This is a genomic window from Hydrotalea lipotrueae, from assembly GCF_019249625.1.
GTDB classification, from domain to species: Bacteria; Bacteroidota; Bacteroidia; order Chitinophagales; family Chitinophagaceae; genus Hydrotalea; species Hydrotalea flava.
This window is the reverse complement of the sequence record NZ_JAESDL010000013.1, coordinates 1-17,328: the sequence shown is the minus strand read 5'-3', so window position 1 is coordinate 17,328 and position 17,328 is coordinate 1. Positions and strand designations below refer to the sequence as shown.

Below are 17,328 nucleotides of genomic sequence, written 5' to 3'. Positions count from 1 at the left end.
CCTGTTTAGCTGATATATGACCATCTCTGTTATTATAGTTAGTTATAATGTTCGTTATTTTTTAGCACAATGCCTGCTTTCTGTTCACAATGCTTTGCAGGGTATTGAAGGAGAAATTATTGTGGTGGACAATGCTTCAACCGATGATACGGTTGCCGATCTACAACCACAGATTCCGCATGTACACTGGATGGCGAATACCGAAAATGAAGGATTTGCCAAGGCCAATAACAAAGGCCTGGCAGCAGCTTCCGGAGAATTTATCCTTTTTTTGAATCCTGATACTTTGTTGCCGGAAAATTTTTTTAAAGAAATATTGACTTTTGTATCACGCCAAACGAATTGCGGGGCTGTAGGCGTAAAAATGATTGATGGCGCCGGTTATTTTTTACCCGAAAGCAAACGTTCATTTCCATCGCCCCTCTATGCCCTGTTTAAGTTGTGTGGTCTGGCAGCCATTTTCCCAAAATCGTCCTTTTTTAACTATTATGCACTTGGCCATCTTCCGGAAAATGAACTGCATCGCGTACCGGTTTTATCGGGTGCCTGCATGTTCATTCCAAAAAAAGTATTAGACACAACCGGTGGTTTTGATGAACAATTTTTTATGTATGGGGAAGATATTGATTTAAGTTATAGAATTGAACAGGTAGGATTTCATAATTATTATTTTGGAAAAGTTACCATTCTGCATTTTAAAGGCGAAAGCAAACCAACTGATTATCTGCAGCATGTGCAGCAATTTTATGGAGCCATGCAAGTATTTGTAAAAAAGCATTATAGGGGTAGTCGTGCGGTATTGATGGCAGTATTGCTGCAAATAGCAATTATTGGCAGCGCTATTTTCTCAATCATTGTAAAACAATTGCGCCAATATACTATAGTATTTTTTGATATTATATTGTTGATAGCAGCCAATATTACTGCCCTCTATTTTTGGAAAAATGCCTTTCATAACGGTATCCCCTTTCACACATTTTTTGTGCCTTATGCTGTAATATTGTATGCATTTGTTTTTGCAGGTATTTTATGGATGGGTGGGTTGTATGATGGCGTTTATAAACCTGCACAAACTTTAAGTTCGGGGGTATTGGCAATACTGATACTTTTAGCATTGTATGCCTTATTGCCCGAGCAGATTCGTTTTTCAAGAGGCGTAGTGGTGCTGTCAGGTTTTATTGGTTTATTATTTATTCTTTTGTTCCGAAGGCTGTTGCAAGAACTCAAATGGATTTCGGTGACCGGTTCAATAAGCAATTCGGCTATTGCCCTCTGTTCGCCGGATACAAAACCCGCTTTACAGCAATTTTTAAATTCATCTACCCATCACCCTTCCGTTTTGGCAATTTTTACACCACAGGAAATAGCAAGTTCTGATGCAGCTGACTGGGCATATCTGCCTGCAGCTACCCTCATTTTTGGCTGGGGTCATGGGTTGCCCATTCAATTAATTCTGCAACAGATGCAAAGCATGCCGGGGCGGTTTTACTTTCGCTTTTTCAACAAAAGCGCCAATGCCATGATTGGCAGCGATACCAGGAAAGAAAAAGGCGCTGTTTTTTTATCTGAAAAAAAATATAACATTGCCCTCCCCGCTCAAAAAAGAATGAAGCGAGGTATGGATATTATGTTTGCCTTTTCTTGTTTTTGTATCAGCATATTAATTTTACTAAAAGGTGCTCAGGGTCTGAGTTTACTGCATAATGCATGGCTGGTATTCATCGGTAAAAAAACCTGGATTGGATATGCCTCTACACCAAACAGCCTGCCGCTGCTTAAACCCGGTGTAATAAATACACTTGGCAGAAATAACAGTCAATCCCTAACTTTGCCATTAACCCTGATACAAAAAACAGATGAAGTCTATGCCCAGCAATATGAATGGCCAAATGATATTATCTTTATGTTTCAGCACCTGAATGCACTGTTCAAAAATACTTAACTTACAGCATACGAACCCAATTGGAATGGGTTGTATATATGTATTTATGAATCAATAAATTATATCCCCATTAATGGCTATCATTGATATACACTTGCCTAAATCTGTTGCAAAAGCTTTGCGCCTTCCCAGCAATAGTCCGGAGCGCCAACAAATTCGCGTTTTAAAAAAATTATTACGAAGGGCTCGTTTTACCGAGTTTGGCCAGTTTTACCGGTTCGATGAAATATTGCTTTGTAAAAACCCTGCCAAAAAATTCCGACAACAGGTACCCACCTTTAATTATAGCAGCATTTACCGCGATTGGTGGCACAAAACTTTAGATGGCATACCCGATGTTTGCTGGCCCGGAAAAATAAAATATTATGCCCTTTCTTCCGGCACATCAGAAGCTGCCAGCAAATACATTCCCATTACCAACGATTTGTTAGCGGGAAATAAAATGGTGATGGTTAAACAATTACTTACCCTGCGTAATTACGAAAACATTCCTTTTAGTTCTATTGGAAAAGGCTGGTTAACCTTAGGTGGCAGTACCGATCTGCAAAAAAACCTGGGTTATTATGCCGGCGATTTAAGTGGAATTACCACAAAAAAGTTACCCCTTTGGTTTCAACCTTTTTATAAACCGGGTAAAAAAATTGCAAAAGAACGCGACTGGAATAAAAAATTAGAAGAAATAGTAGAAAAAGCCCCGGAATGGGATATTGGTTTTATTGTAGGCGTACCTGCATGGATACAAATGTGCATTGAGATGATTATTAAAAAATATCAACTCAACAACATTCATGAAATGTGGCCCAATCTTGCATTTTTTGTACATGGCGGTGTAAGTTTTGAACCTTACAAAAAAGGCTTCGAAAAATTGTTGGGCAAACCCATTACTTACATTGAAACTTATTTGGCCAGTGAGGGATTTATTGCATATCAGGATCGGCAATATGCTAAAGGCATGCGTTTGGTTACCAATGAACATATTTTTCTGGAGTTTGTGCCTTTTAACGAACAAAATTTTGATAGTAATGGCGACATGATTCAAAACCCGGAAACCCTCATGATTCATGAAGTAGAGGAAGGGAAAGAATATGCGCTGCTCATTAGCACCAGTGCCGGCACATGGCGTTACCTGATTGGTGATACCGTGAAATTTGTTGATAAAAAACGCTGCGAAATTATTATTACCGGCCGCACCAAACATTTTTTAAGCTTAGTTGGCGAACACCTGAGTGTAGATAATATGAATAAAGCCATTCAACTGGCAGGCGAACAATTAAATATTTGCATTCCTGAATTTACCGTAGCCGGCATTCCTTACCAAAGTTTTTTTGCGCACCATTGGTACATAGCGTGTAACGAACCTGTAGATGCAAATGAATTGAAACGCTGTATAGATGAGAACCTGAAAACATTAAACGATGATTATGCTGTTGAGCGAAGAAGTGCTTTAAAAGAAGTTTTTGTGGATGTGTTAAGTGAACAACAGTTTCTTGATTTTATGCAACAAAAAGGCAAAATGGGCGGACAACACAAATTTCCAAGGGTTTTAAAGGGCAATATGTTAAAAGAATGGCAGGAATATATGCAACAGCAAATGGCCCACAGTAAATAAGAATTATCTTAGTAGCCAGTTTTATGATATGATTGCACCGTTTTTAAAAGGACTGGTTTTGGGAATTATGCTGGCTATATCGGTTGGCCCGGTTATTTTTTCCATCATTAAACAAAGCATTAACAATGGTCATAAAGGCGGTTTTACTTTCGTTGCCGGCGTAAGTGCCAGCGATATTACCCTTGTGCTGATTAGCCAGTTGTTTACAGAATTGTTTCGGTACCTGCTCGATTTTAAAAAAGAAATTGGCATTGGTGGCAGCATGCTTTTAATTGCCATTGGCATTTTTGTTCTTTTCTTCAAAAAAGTAAAAATAAATGAAGATGGCAGCCAGATGATTGCCATGAGTAAACGCGACTATGTTAAAACTTTTTTCTCAGGATATTTTATGAATACCCTGAATCCCGGCGTAATTGGTTTTTGGTTGGTGATAGCCACTTCGGTAGTTGACCTTTCCCGCGGTTACCGTATCATTATGTTTAGTACCTGCTTATTGTTTGTACTAAGTACAGATATAGCCAAAGTATTATTAGCAGGAAAACTTCGCCAAAAATTAACCCCACACAATATTCATCTCATCAATAAAATATCCGGTTTAATTTTAATAGGCTTTGGTCTGGCATTAATTTGGGGTACTTTGGAATTTAGCAATCGCTTTTAACCAAAATTTAGTTGTATCATAAAAATTTGCAACTTAATTTACTTCGATGAAATATATTTTACTCTTCATTTTTTGCATCAATACCCTACCATCGTTTAGCCAAAACGATTTTGTATTATTGAAAAAAAACGGCTACACCATTGATCGGTTTTACAACGACAAGCCCATCACCGTTTATACCAAAAACCAAAATACCTACTCGGGCTTTGTGTTTTTTTGCAGGGATGACAGCATCATTATCCACCTTGGTTACATGGGTTTAAAACCAACCATGTTTGGCAGTACCATAGATAGTATTTTTATGGGTTTTATTACCATAGCAGTAAAAGATATTGCCATAATTCCCGCCAAAAGAATGACAGGGGCCGATATTGGCAACCTTGTTTTTAAAGCCGGATTTATTATTGGCGGCATTGCTGTTGTTAACCAATTCAACATTCCTGTCCCTACCATTTATCTGGCGCAGTTTGCTTCAGCATTAGCCATTAATTTTGCCACACAATACATTAAACCTTTTAAAAACAAACATCCCCCGGGTTACAAAATCGGAAAAAAATTTACGCTGGAATATATTCATCTGCCACCGGCAAAATAGTATCTTGCCAGCATGGCGGTAAACAAGTTGATATCCCAATGTTGGAAATGGACCACAAGGGTAGTATTGTTTTTATTTCTTTCTTCCCTGCTGTATGTAATTGCGTGCAAATGGATCATGCCCCCCATTACCCTTACGCAGTTGGGCAATGTGTTTAGTTATGGATTGAAAAGAGATTATATTTCCTGGAACAATATTTCTTACAATGCAAAGCTGGCGGCAATTGCCAGCGAAGATCAGTCGTTTGCCGACCACAATGGCTTTGACTGGGATGCCATTCAAAAAAGCCTGCACCCAAAAAAGAAAAAGAAAACCCGCATACCGCTCGGTGGCGCTGCCAGTACCATTTCGCAACAAACGGCAAAAAACGTTTTTTTATGGCAGGGCAGTGGCTTTTCTAAATACCTGCGCAAAGGGTTAGAGTTTTATTTTACTTTTTTAATTGAAAAAATTTGGGGTAAACAACGCATTTTAGATGTGTATTTAAATACCATTGAAATGGGGCCCGGTATTTTTGGTATTGAAGCTGCCGCACAACAATATTTTCATAAACCTGCCAAAAATTTAACCCGAACCGAAGCCGCCATGATTATTGCCTGTCTGCCCAATCCAAAAAAATTTACGGTAGTGCCCATGAGTACCAGGGTGGCCTGGCGTTATCCGCAAATTGTACAGCAAATGCGGAATATTGAAGATGATGCGGATATTCAAAAAATTATACAGTAACAGCAATGACATTCCGTTTATACATACCACAAATTCATAATATTGATCTCACTGCCTGAATGGCTTTTTCGTTGCGCTCTGCATAACTACCCGAAATAATTTGCCAGGGGGTTTGTTGATGTATTAAAATATCTTTATAAATAGCAAATAATTCTATCCTCGGTTCCTCATCGGGATATTCCCTCAAATCATCTTTCACCCAGGGCACATCTACATCGCACAATAAGTACAAATCGTAGCTGCGTTCCGCTATGGCTTCTAAAATAAACGGGCTGCATTGCCCAAAAACATATTCGCTCCACACTTTCATGACATACATGTCGGTATCTATCAATAGGCAAGATGCTTTCGGTAACTGTGTTTGAAGTTTCAAGGTAATTTCATCTTCCAGTGCTAATTGTCCGGCTGCAATTTTTTCCAAATCATCCAAGGTATATTCCTTTCCATGCACCTCTAAATATTCCCGTGCAAATTCGGGAACCCAAAGGGTATTAAAATGATGTGCCAAATTTTGGCATAGTGTTGTTTTTCCGGTGCTTTCCGGGCCTATCACTACTATTTTTTTTATGTTTTTCTGCTCCAAGCCGGTTTGCTTTTCATTAATTTTTTATAAATAATACAATCTGCATCGTGTGCGCCTGGTAAATAGCCCGTACTCATTAAAAACTCATTCACAATTTCACCGCCGGTAAACCGAAATGTATTTTTAAACAACAACACCCACTCCTGTTTTGTTTTTGAGTGATGATGTTCTATCCATTGTTTAAAAGATCCAAAAGCTTCCTGAAGCGTCAATATGACCTGTGCATTGTAAATGGCAGCCTCAATTTTTAAGCGATTTCTGATTATACCGGCATTTTGTAACAAGCGTTCTTTATCTTTTTGCCCATAAGCAGCCACTTTTGCAATATTAAATTGATGGTAGGCTGCTCTAAACGCTACCTCTTTCTTTAAAATGGTCGTCCAGCTTAAACCCGCCTGATTAATTTCTAAAACCAACCGGCAAAATAATTCATCATCACTATCAATCGGAAATCCATACAAATGATCATGATAGTATTTGTGCAAAGCATAACCATTGGCATTTTCATCACCGGAATCAATAAAAGAGCAATAAGGCAACATATTATTATAAACGGGTTTGTTTTGCTTTGGCTATCCAACTCGTTAAACCCATGATGGCCAAAATTAATAAAACAAGGTATTGAAAACTGGTAAACACCAATCCTTTATAAAAATTCAAGGGAATGGAGGCAACATTGGTAATAATCCACCACCACCAGTTTTCTACTTTCTTTTTATTCATTAAATACATACCGGTAAAAGCTGCAGCAGAGGTAAAGGCATCGGCTTGCGGTACTGTACTATCGGTAAAATGATGCAATACTAAAAACAATACTACCCAGCAAACCGCAAAGAACGCTACACTAATCCATTGTTCTTTTTTTGAATTATAAGAAATGTGCAAAACGGTTTGGTGATTCTTTTTTTTAGACCACATTATCCAACCAACAATGCTCATCACCGTGTAATAAAAATTAACGGAGGCATCGGCGTATAAACCATGTACCAGATACAAGTAAATGTAAATAATGGTACTCACCATCCCAACCGGATATACCAATATATTTTCCCTTCGGGAGAAAAACACACTGGCAATACCGCAAATAGTACCCGTAAATTCTAAGAAAGAAGTTTGTTGAATACCTGTTATCAGTTGGTGCCAGATTTCTGTTACATTCACGAAATAGGGAATTATTGATGGCATCAAAGATAAAGGCTTCTACATTTTGTATCTTGCCTGTTCAACAAATAATACCATTATGATTAGAAATGCAACTGCCGTATGGACCGGCTCAGGTAAAGAAGGCAAAGGCCATCTTACCACACAAAGCACTACGCTGCAGCAAACCCAATATTCTTATAATTCACGTTTTGCGGAAGGTGTAGGCACTAACCCCGAGGAGTTAATAGCAGCCGCACATGCCGGATGTTTTACCATGAAATTAAGTTTTGTGTTAGGTGCAGCAGGTTTTTCGCCTGAACATTTAGAAACCAAATGCGAAATTACTTTGGGTGATGCCGGTATTACCCATTCGCATTTAATAGTTAAGGCAAAAGTTCCGGGCATTTCTAAAGATCAATTCGATGCAGCAGTAAAAGATGCAGAAGCCAATTGTCCCGTTTCTAAAGTATTGAATGCTGCCATCAGTTCTGAAGCAACCCTACTGTAATAGTGCATAAACTGCAAAACTGGCCAGCCAATGCTTGCCTCCAAAACTGCCTGGATGCAATATGGGGCAAACTGGCATTTAGGTGAGCAATGGCAGCCCGTTGCAACATTTTTTTTCTCGGATCTGCAGCCGGCAACTCCTTGGCTATGCCCTGCATACACCAACTTCGGCTCAACGAGTGTGTGTATCAGGTAAATCCAACCGAGTGGATGTGGAAGAGCTTACACATACAACACAGCCACTAAAATATGGACTTAGTTTTATATGTATAAACGTATTTTTATGTATTTAAATAAAATATTTATTAAATATATTGCCCATTGCGCATAGCATTTCCTCAATGCTGAATTAATTAACCGGTGAAATGTTTTTTTACTTTTGAAAAATTGATTTTGGGGTAGAGGTACCCGAGAGAAGCAATTGCTAATGGCCTGTAATAGAAATATGATTGCTAAGCAGTTAGATGTTTTTTGAAAGGCCTCAGCGGGTAAGGGATGATAGCAAGAGTTCGGTAAGAAGAAAAGGAGAATGTTTACACAGCTAAGTTAACATTCTCCACCCCCAAATCCCAACCTCAGGTTTCCGCTCAATTTCCTATTTTTAAAGAAATATTGAACCATGAGCAGTCTATTTGTTCATCCTGATATTGCAGTGGCCAGAACCATCGCTACCGATTTTTACCTTGATCCATATTATTTTGAAGCATCGAAAGATAGCATCTTTGCCCCTTCCTGGCAGTGGATAGGCGATACCGGCCGCCTCGATGCCAATACAACGGTATACCCTTTTACATTGCTGCCGGAATATCTGGAGGAGCCACTGGTATTGACTCGCGATCAACAAAACCAATACCATTGCCTCAGCAATGTATGTAACCATCGGGGCAACATCATTGCCCAAACACCGTGTAATGCCAAGCACTTGCGTTGCAATTATCACGGCAGGTTATTTCAACTGGATGGACGCTTTATCTCCATGCCCGAATTTGAAGGGGTGCAAAACTTTATTCCCGAAAACAACCACCTGCCCGAATTACCGCTGTTTCAATGGGGCAACCTGTTGTTTACCCGGTTAATGCCCGGCTTACCCGCCACCGCCTATTTCGGCGATATGATGCAACGGGTAAACTGGTTGCCGCTGCAACACATGGAGTATCGGCCCGATTTATCGGCCACCTATCAGGTACAGGCACATTGGGCATTGTATTGCGAAAATTATCTGGAAGGTTTTCATATTCCTTTTGTTCACCCCCAACTGAATGCCATCCTCAATTTTAAAGATTATACCACCGAATTATTTTCACTGAGCAATCTGCAACTTGGCATTGCCAAAGCGGGTGATGTTTGTTTTGATATACCGCCCAATGCGCCCGATGTAGGCAAACAAATTGCGGCCTATTATTTTTGGGTATATCCAAACATGATGTTTAATTTTTATCCTTGGGGTTTGTCGCTGAATATCATTGAACCCCAATCGCCCGATCAAACTACCGTTCGCTTTATCACTTATGTATACGATGCGGATAAATTAGGCAGCGGTGCCGGCAGTGGATTGGATACGGTGGAGCAGGAAGATGAAGCCGTAGTGCAACTGGTACAAAAGGGTATCCGCTCCCGTTTTTATCAGCATGGCCGGTACTCTGTTCTACTCGAACAGGGTACGCATCATTTTCACCGGCTGCTGGCACAAAGTCTGACACCTACTAACGGATAGGGCTTTTTGTTTTTTAAATCAGCAACCCAACTTTATCAACAATTAAACAATTGAATGGCTAAATTACAACGTACCTTGAGGTTTCGTACCACCGTTGCCATTGTGGTAGGAGGAGTAATTGGCTCCGGTATTTTTATGAAACCGGCACTCATGGCAGGACAATTGGGTGACCCATGGTTATTACTGAGTGTATGGGTAGTGGCAGGCCTCATCACGCTTTTTGGGGCTTTGAGTAATGCCGAAGTAGCAGCCATGTTTCCGGAAACAGGCGGCCAATATATCTTTTTCCAGAAAATGTACGGGAATGCCTTTGCGTTTGTATATGGATGGGCGGCTTTTGCGGTATTTAATACTGCCGGCAATGCATCTATTGCTTATGTATTTGCACAATACACCAATTATTTTATTGCGTTACCCCAATGCAGTGCTGCTACCGTACAGGCTGTGCATGTTACCATACCCTTGGTGGGTACCATTTATCCATTAAACCATATTGGTGTTAAACTACTCACCATTGCACTGGTGCTGGTGTTAACCTGGGTCAATTACCGCAGTGTGCGGCAGGGGGGTGCTATACAACGTGTATTAACCGCTTTAAAATCAGTAGCCATTGTACTATTAATTGGTGGCATTTTATTCTCCGGAAAAGGGCATTGGCATCATTTGCAGGAGCATTTACCCGGTGCACCAACGGGATGGGCTTTGGTGGGGGCTTATATGGCGGCACTGGCAGGTGCCTTCTGGGCTTATGATGGTTGGAACAATATCACTTTTGTGGCCGGCGAAATTCAACAACCCCAGCGCAATATTCCCAAAAGCCTGTTAATAGGGCTGTTTTTTTGTATGGTGGTGTATGCATTGGTGAACCTGGCCTATCTCTATGTTTTGCCCATCCATCGGTTGGCATTGTCTGCTTTTGTGGCTTCAGATGCTGCTACGGTGGTATGGGACACATGGGGGGGCAGTATGATTGCGTTGATGGTCATTTTCTCTATCATCAGCACCACCAATGCCAATGTATTGGCAACGGCAAGGGTTACCTATGCCATGGGCACCGAAAACCGATGGTTTGCCTGGGCGGGCAAAATGCAGCCAAAGTACCATACCCCTGGCAATGCATTGATTACCAATGCAGTATGGACGGTGATGCTGATATTGAGTGGCTCTTTTGATATGCTTACTGATATGCTCATTTTTGTGAGTTGGTTTTTTTATGGGATGAGTGCGCTGGGGGTATTTATTCTGCGCAGTAAAATGAAAGACACCCCCCGGCCGTACCGGGTATTTGGATATCCTTTTGTGCCCTTGTTGTTTGTTGCATTTGTAACTTTTTTTCTTTCCGCTACACTATATACAGATATTATGCAATACCGTTCAGGGCAGGCACCCATCATCAATTCATTACTGGGTATTTTGATTACCACTGCAGGTATTCCGGTCTATTATTTTTCGGGGAAAAACAAGGAATGAGGTTGAGCCAGTAGAATTTGGTCTTTAGGTTCAGTTACTACAGTATCTCCACAAAAGGTTATAACACCAACCATTCATTTTAACTACACAAAATGGGTAACGTTAGCAGTAGTGGCAATACTGCGGGAATTCCAAAAAAAAAACCGCCAGAACAGTAGGATATTGAAGTAATAGTATGGCACCCATTTCAAAACAAAGCTATTTGGTTCAACGGTAAATGAAGGCGCTGTTTAAACCTGCTCAAAAGGAGCAGTGTTTGGATAACAGGAAACTTCAGAATAGAAAGGCGCACTCCGGAGGAGTGCAGTCTGCCTTTGCAACCTATTTTCAGGAACAGAAAACAGTTAAGTTGGGTACTGGCAATTTCAACCGCTAGAAATCCAAGGATAAAAACAAAATGAGCAATTACAACATACTCAGTCCAAGACTAAGTTTCAAACACACCAAAAAAAACCGCCTCCTTCTGGAGGCGGCTGCTATGGTGAGTTTAGAAAATACTTAGAAGTTAAAGGCTAATTTAACAAACATCCGCATGCCATTAAATCCCATTTGTACAGCATCGAAAGGACCACCGGATTCACTGTCGTATGCAGAAGCATAACGCGCATTCGGCACAGCTGACAAATCAGGGTGAACATTGAATAAGTTATCAATACCGCCAAATAATGTTACCGACTTGGCTAATTTGTACGAAGCATAAATATCGGTGGTTACTTTACCATGAAACAAAAAGTTTTCGGGTACAGAAGTGGCACCATTATCGGTAGTTACATAAGGGTCGTACCCATTGCCACTACCCGAAATATTCGGGTCGCCTGGTCCGTTGGGGGTGGGGTTTGGAGAACCGGAATAACCAAATCCCTGTGTGGTTAACTGTCCAAAATAGGTAAAATGTATGCCTGCTCCAAATTTATTGCGGCTATAATCTAATCCCAATGAGAATTTAGATTTTGGGGCCGAAGCCATCAGAAAAGACTGTTCACGGCTGCTATAAAATGTTTGTTGGTGCAGGTAACTGGTGTTGAGTACATTGGGCACATTCAAAGCATCAATTTTAATGTTGTTAAAGTTGCCCGCTAATGTGGCATGCAAATTACTTTTACCAATATGTTTATTATAATCTATCACAATATCTAAACCGGTATTGGTAGTGGTAACGGCATTTGAAAAGAATTGTGCAGCTACTACATGCAGACTGTTTAATGCCGAGGTAAGCGCTGTGGGCAGAGTATTGTCAGATGCACTGAATTGTCCGGATAATACTACCCTGTTTTTGATATGCACTAAATAACCATCGGTGGTAATGGTTAAACCGGTGGCTGGTTTCCAGGTAAAACCCAGACTGGCATTGGTTGATTTTTCAGGTGTAAGTGGTGGTATACCAGCAGTGCGGGCAACTGGACTGTAATTAGGAACTATTTTCACGGCTACTAACTGACCACCCAGAATGCTGGTTTCAGTATTACTAAAGTTAATTTGTTGTAAAGAAGGGGCGCGGAAACCGGTACTTACTGAACCACGCAGGTTAAAGTTGTCGGTTACCTTATAACGGGTTGCAAATTTGTAGGTAGCCACACCGCCAAAATCTGTATAATTTTCTGCACGTACAGCCATATCAATTAACCATCTACTGGTTACATCTATGGAGGCATCTGCATAACCAGCAATCACGGAGCGGTTTGCATTAATTTCGTCGTCGGGCTGAAAGCCGGGGAAGCCCTGCGCACCGGGCGCTTTACTTTGGTCGTACAAAGCATAAGAAACTTCTTCACCTTTATAAATTTTATAATTTTCATAGCGATATTCAGTACCAAATGCGAGATTAAATCCTTTGCTGATGTTTTTGTTCACACCCGCATTCACGGTATTCTGTAAAAAGCTAAACCCGCCATCATCAAAATTAGTTTTGTTGGCGCCGGCAGCATCTAAGGAAGCATTGAATGTTTTTTGGCCGAAATAATGGAAGTTATTATAACCGATAGTATTGCTGATATCCCAATTCCACCCCTTGCCTAAAGTGCCCCGAAAACCGGCAGAGCCTTCGTAGTCAGTAATATGTACATCTTCAATCGGGTTATAATAGGTTTCACTGCCATCTGCTGTTTTTTTCATGATGCCGGGTACAAAAATCAGTTTGCCATTGGCATCGGTGGGGAATCGTTCGGGGTGCGCAGAGAAGTTACGGGTATAGGCATAAGCATTCGAGTTTTTATAGTTATATCCACCAAAACTGTAAAAAGTAGTTTTGGTTCCTGCTACAGGAATTTCCATATTGTACATGCCCCCTACAGCCAGAACAGAAGCATCGCCAAAGGCTCTGCGAATGGTATTAACCGGCAATGCCTTGGGATTAGTTGCTACATTGGTATCAGGTACCTCACGGAAAGTTTTGCCGGCAGAACGGAAATCACCGGAAAAATTAATGAAGCCTCCATTTTTACCAATGGGTAATCCATAATTCAGACCCAACATTACGGTGTTACCATCTACCTGATGGCCGGTATAGTATTGGCTCGGGTCGAAGCCGTTGAGCGAATTGTATTTGTGGTCGTAGTAGCCCGACCAGCCGGTGTTGATGCTCAGGTGGTTCACATCTTTTTTCAGGATAATATTAATAACCCCTGCAATGGCATCTGAACCATATTGTGCCGAAGCACCATCGCGTAATATTTCCACCCGGTCAATGGCATCTTCCGGAATAGCATTTAAATCAGTTCCCGAAGCGCCTCTGCCACGGGTACCAAATAAAGATACAAATGCAGTCTGGTGCTGGCGTTTGCCATTAATCAAAACGAGGGTCTGGTCAGGGCCTAAGCCACGTAAAGTTGCCAGGTCAATCGCATCTGAGCCATCTCCGCCACTTTGTTTATTGTAGTTGAAAGAAGGGGCTAAATAATTCAGGGCCGAGGTAAGGTCCATCCTCGCCGTGGTATTGTTCACCGTGCCCAGCTTAATCACGTCTACCGGCACGGGCGATTCGGTTTTACTTCTTCCGGCCCCGCGGCTTCCTACCATCACCACATCGCCCAGATTGGCAACAGATTCTTGCAATACAATGTTAAGATTACCGGTAGTGCCCGCTTTAATGGTATGAGGTTCAAAGCCTACTGAGCTAATCTCCAGCGTAGCTCCCGGCGCTGCAATAATGGTAAATGCCCCCTGGGCATTGGTGCTGGTAGTGGTGTGGGTGCCTTTTACCCGTACAGTTACACTCTCCAGCGGTTGCCCCTTGGCGTCAGTTACTTTTCCGGTAATCGGTTTTTGTGCAAAAATTACGGTGGTAGTCAATACCATTCCCGTTAGCAGTAAAAGTTGTTTCAGTAGCTTCATGCATTTTAGTTTTGGTCAGAAATAGTGTAAAACTGTAAATTACTGTGAAGGTTTCAATTAATCTATTAAAAAATAATAAATAAAACCGTCATTTCAATTATTTTTATCCCCCAATCATTGAACCTTGCCTTATGCAAACGATTCCGGAACAAATTGCCAATTTAACCCAACAATATGCCGGTATGGTACCGGAAAGGATAGAGAAATTGCCGCCCAGTGGCAGTAACCGCAACTATTACCGGGTACACCTTCCCAAACAGTCGTTGGTTGCTACTTATAATTTGAATACCAAAGAAAACCAGACCTTTCAGCGCTTTAGTGCCCACTTTCGGCAGGCCAATTTGCCCGTACCGGCCGTTCTGGCCATGAATGCCGAACATACCCTGTACCTGCAGAATGATCTGGGTAATACCAGCTTACTGAATGTGCTGGAGGCTGATGGGCCAACTCCTGCGGTATATGCGCTGTTTCAAAAAAGTCTGGCCATGCTGGCTCAACTGCAGATAAATGGGCACCGGCATTTTCCCTACGAAGCCTGCTTAACGGCCAAAGAATTTGGCAAACAGGCCATTCTGAGTGATCTGCTGTACTTTAAATATTATTTTCTCGACACCCTCCAATTGTCCTATGATAAACAGGCGCTGATGGACGATTTTGAAGCACTGGGCTCTTACCTTACAAAAACGGAACACCATTATTTTATGGTACGCGATTTTCAGAGCCGCAATATCATGGTGCTGGAAGGTGCAGTATATTGTATCGATTTTCAAGGCGGAATGAAAGGCGCCCTGCAATATGATGTGGCCAGTTTATTGTGGCAGGCCAGGGCCAATTTAAGCGAGGACTGGAAGCATCGTTTACTGGAATATTATATGGATTGTGTTGACAGGCTCTTGCCGAAACCCCTGCACCGCACCGTATTTGAAGGGCAGTACAATGGCTATGTACTCATCCGCCTCTTACAGGTACTCGGCGCCTATGGCTTCCGTGGCCTATTTGAACGAAAGGCGCATTTCTTAGCCAGTATTCCGCTGGCCCTGCAAAACCTGCAATTCTTTCTGCAGCACCGGCAGATGGGTATTATTACCCCGGAACTGGACCGCCTGCTGCGGTTAATGACTGATGCGCCCATACTGAAACGTTTTCATATACCCAAAGCCAATGAGCATACGCCATTGCGGGTTGAAATCAACAGCTTCAGTTACCGCGAAGGGATCCCGGCGGATACAACCGATAACGGAGGTGGATTTGTTTTTGATATGCGGGGTATTCTGAATCCCGGCCGCATCAATGCCTACAAACATCTTAGCGGCATGGATAAACCGGTACAGGATTTTCTGGAACAGCAAACCCAGATGAATGTATTTTTAAACAGCGTATGGGATGTGATTGATATTACCATTCAGGAATACATGCAACGCGGCTTCCACCATCTGCAAATCAATTTTGGGTGCACTGGCGGACAACACCGCAGTGTTTATGCCGCCGAACAAACGGCCAGGCATTTGCGCAACAAATACAATCTGAAAGTACAGTTAAACCATACCAACCGTGCCAACTGGGTCACTACGCCTGTTACTGAATCTTCTAATATATAACCGTTAACTGATTGTTATGAATACCTCATCACCAGATCCTGTTATCAAAGCCATGTTGCTCTCTGCCGGCCTTGGTACCCGCCTGCAACCCTTTACCCTTAAGCATCCCAAGGCACTGGCTATGGTAAATGGCAAAACTTTGTTAGAGCGTAATATCTGCTACCTGCAACAATTTGGCATTACCAACGTGGTGGTAAATGTACACCATTTTGCCGATCAGATCATTGCTGCTATCGAGGCTAATCAGGGGTGGGGCAGTACAATTATGGTTTCAGATGAAAGCAGTGAAGTATTAGAAACCGGTGGCGGATTGTACCGTGCCCGAACCCTTTTTAGAGATTGTGATGCATTGGTGTTGATGAATGTGGATGTACTCACCAATTTGGATCTATATGTTATGCTGGCCCAGCATATTGCATTAGGTGCCTCAGCCACACTGGCGGTCATGCAGCGTACCTCTTCCCGCTATTTTTTATTTAACCAACGGAACCGCCTTTGCGGTTGGCGCAACCGGAAAACCGGAGAAGAAAAACTGGTATTGATGGATGCGCCTTTATATCCTAAAGCTTTCAGTGGCATCCATATCCTGCATCCCAATTTATTGCAGCGCCTGCCCGGTGCTGGTAAATATTCCATGGTAGATGTGTATTTGAAACTGGCACCCGATTATCCCATACTGTGCTTCGACCATACCGGCGATAGCTGGGTAGATGTGGGCACTCCCGAATCTCTGGCAGGCGCTGCAGCAATGTTTCAATAGGATTTGGGCTTCCTGTATTTGCAGTGTTTCACATCCACCAACATTTCTATTCCCCGCATTATCTCCTCCTGTCAATCACCATTAATTCACTCAGGTTTTCAAGCTTGGCAGAAATGTGTTCCTGAACCTGAATAATAAAGGGCGTTAACCGCCTTCGGTTGAAACGCCTTCGGTCAATCAAATTGGGAAATAGAGAAGCATAGTCCGTTTTCAGTTTACTCCATAACAGATTCTCTGAATATATACTTAATGCTTCCATGCAACAGGAAAGGGCTACACATAGAAAGTTCATCCTCCTTATTTCCTATTTTTCAGCTTCACTCCCCCCCCCAAAAAAAATTTGGAATCACTTTTTCCATACCGTACATTCGTGTTGGCGGTATCGGGCCAAATTTCCCATTTTTTATTGTTGAACATCGGTGTTACGGTTGCAGGTTGCAACAGATGATGCCCATTTGTTCCAAATATTCATTAAAACCATCAGGTGAAGTGCTGCTTTGCCTGTAAAACCCCTTATTTTTGCGCCCGTTAGCGGGCAGCAGGAAATTGCGGCAGATGGTACACATTATTCAAACTATTGAAGCATCCGGATATGAAAAAAGCATTGATTACCGGTATTACCGGACAGGATGGCGCCTATTTGGCGGAGTTATTACTGAAAAAAGGGTATGAAGTGCATGGTATTAAGCG

16 protein-coding genes and 1 pseudogene are annotated in these 17,328 nt (G+C 41.9%); 11 read left to right on the top strand and 6 right to left on the bottom strand.

Features of this window, described 5'->3' with window-relative positions:
- Nucleotides 1-16 precede the first annotated feature (16 nt).
- The 5 genes from JK139_RS15945 (at nt 17) to mtgA (ending at nt 5,533) form a co-directional block, all read left to right on the top strand.
- The gene (locus JK139_RS15945) at nt 17-1,942 is read left to right on the top strand and encodes a glycosyltransferase family 2 protein (RefSeq protein WP_218331122.1); all 1,926 of its coding nucleotides are present in this window, start codon (nt 17-19) and stop codon (nt 1,940-1,942) included.
- 73 nt (nt 1,943-2,015) lie between these two features.
- Entirely contained in the window at nt 2,016-3,551 is a 1,536-nt protein-coding gene (locus JK139_RS08920) for a GH3 family domain-containing protein (RefSeq protein ID WP_074421220.1), read from the top strand.
- Nucleotides 3,552-3,579: 28 nt separating this feature from the next.
- A complete protein-coding gene (locus JK139_RS08915; RefSeq protein ID WP_074421219.1) occupies nt 3,580-4,212 on the top strand; it encodes a LysE family translocator in 633 nt (210 codons plus the stop codon).
- A 46-nt stretch (nt 4,213-4,258) separates the two neighbouring features.
- Nucleotides 4,259-4,807: a hypothetical protein gene (locus tag JK139_RS08910; RefSeq protein ID WP_074421218.1), complete on the top strand. Its 549-nt coding sequence runs from the start codon at nt 4,259-4,261 to the stop codon at nt 4,805-4,807.
- 12 nt (nt 4,808-4,819) lie between these two features.
- Nucleotides 4,820-5,533 (top strand): monofunctional biosynthetic peptidoglycan transglycosylase, encoded by a 714-nt coding sequence (gene mtgA, locus JK139_RS08905; protein ID WP_218331121.1) that lies wholly within the window; start codon nt 4,820-4,822, stop codon nt 5,531-5,533.
- Nucleotides 5,534-5,567: 34 nt separating this feature from the next.
- Here mtgA and JK139_RS08900 read toward each other — a convergent pair whose 3' ends face one another.
- Genes JK139_RS08900 through pnuC form a run of 3 tightly spaced genes read right to left on the bottom strand, consistent with a single transcriptional unit; the run spans nt 5,568 to nt 7,301 of the window.
- Entirely contained in the window at nt 5,568-6,116 is a 549-nt protein-coding gene (locus tag JK139_RS08900; protein ID WP_228733183.1) for an AAA family ATPase, read from the bottom strand.
- On the bottom strand, nt 6,098-6,658 hold the full coding sequence (locus tag JK139_RS08895; protein ID WP_074421216.1) for a DNA-3-methyladenine glycosylase I: 561 nt from the start codon (nt 6,656-6,658) through the stop codon (nt 6,098-6,100). The genes JK139_RS08900 and JK139_RS08895 overlap by 19 nt, the downstream gene beginning before the upstream one ends.
- Nucleotides 6,659-6,662: 4 nt before the next feature.
- Nucleotides 6,663-7,301, bottom strand: a complete 639-nt coding sequence (gene pnuC, locus JK139_RS08890; RefSeq protein ID WP_081301432.1) for a nicotinamide riboside transporter PnuC — start codon at nt 7,299-7,301, stop codon at nt 6,663-6,665.
- Nucleotides 7,302-7,356: 55 nt separating this feature from the next.
- Between pnuC and JK139_RS08885 the strand changes: the two genes are divergently transcribed.
- The gene (locus JK139_RS08885) at nt 7,357-7,767 is read left to right on the top strand and encodes an OsmC family peroxiredoxin (RefSeq protein ID WP_218331119.1); all 411 of its coding nucleotides are present in this window, start codon (nt 7,357-7,359) and stop codon (nt 7,765-7,767) included.
- Here the strand turns inward: JK139_RS08885 and JK139_RS15865 are convergent.
- A complete protein-coding gene (locus JK139_RS15865) occupies nt 7,742-7,942 on the bottom strand; it encodes a DUF2891 family protein (RefSeq protein ID WP_353744836.1) in 201 nt (66 codons plus the stop codon). The genes JK139_RS08885 and JK139_RS15865 overlap by 26 nt on opposite strands.
- Nucleotides 7,943-8,385: 443 nt before the next feature.
- On the opposite strand from JK139_RS15865, the gene JK139_RS08875 reads away from it, so the two are divergent.
- Nucleotides 8,386-9,480 (top strand): aromatic ring-hydroxylating oxygenase subunit alpha, encoded by a 1,095-nt coding sequence (locus JK139_RS08875; RefSeq protein ID WP_218331118.1) that lies wholly within the window; start codon nt 8,386-8,388, stop codon nt 9,478-9,480.
- A 54-nt stretch (nt 9,481-9,534) separates the two neighbouring features.
- Nucleotides 9,535-10,950 (top strand): APC family permease, encoded by a 1,416-nt coding sequence (locus JK139_RS08870; protein WP_218331117.1) that lies wholly within the window; start codon nt 9,535-9,537, stop codon nt 10,948-10,950.
- A gap of 498 nt (nt 10,951-11,448) precedes the next feature.
- Here JK139_RS08870 and JK139_RS08865 read toward each other — a convergent pair whose 3' ends face one another.
- Entirely contained in the window at nt 11,449-14,280 is a 2,832-nt protein-coding gene (locus JK139_RS08865) for a TonB-dependent receptor (protein ID WP_218331116.1), read from the bottom strand.
- A 131-nt stretch (nt 14,281-14,411) separates the two neighbouring features.
- Between JK139_RS08865 and JK139_RS08860 the strand changes: the two genes are divergently transcribed.
- The gene (locus JK139_RS08860) at nt 14,412-15,878 is read left to right on the top strand and encodes a RapZ C-terminal domain-containing protein (protein ID WP_218331115.1); all 1,467 of its coding nucleotides are present in this window, start codon (nt 14,412-14,414) and stop codon (nt 15,876-15,878) included.
- A gap of 16 nt (nt 15,879-15,894) precedes the next feature.
- Complete coding sequence (locus tag JK139_RS08855; RefSeq protein WP_218331114.1) at nt 15,895-16,638, top strand: sugar phosphate nucleotidyltransferase; 744 nt, start codon at nt 15,895-15,897, stop codon at nt 16,636-16,638.
- A gap of 70 nt (nt 16,639-16,708) precedes the next feature.
- On the opposite strand, the pseudogene JK139_RS08850 reads toward JK139_RS08855, so the two are convergent.
- Nucleotides 16,709-16,933, bottom strand: a pseudogene (locus JK139_RS08850) (IS982 family transposase); the annotation flags it as partial.
- 297 nt (nt 16,934-17,230) lie between these two features.
- Here JK139_RS08850 and JK139_RS08845 point away from each other — a divergent pair.
- Nucleotides 17,231-17,328, top strand: a 98-nt coding sequence (locus JK139_RS08845) for a GDP-mannose 4,6-dehydratase (protein ID WP_218331145.1), incomplete at its 3' end; no start/stop codon positions are given.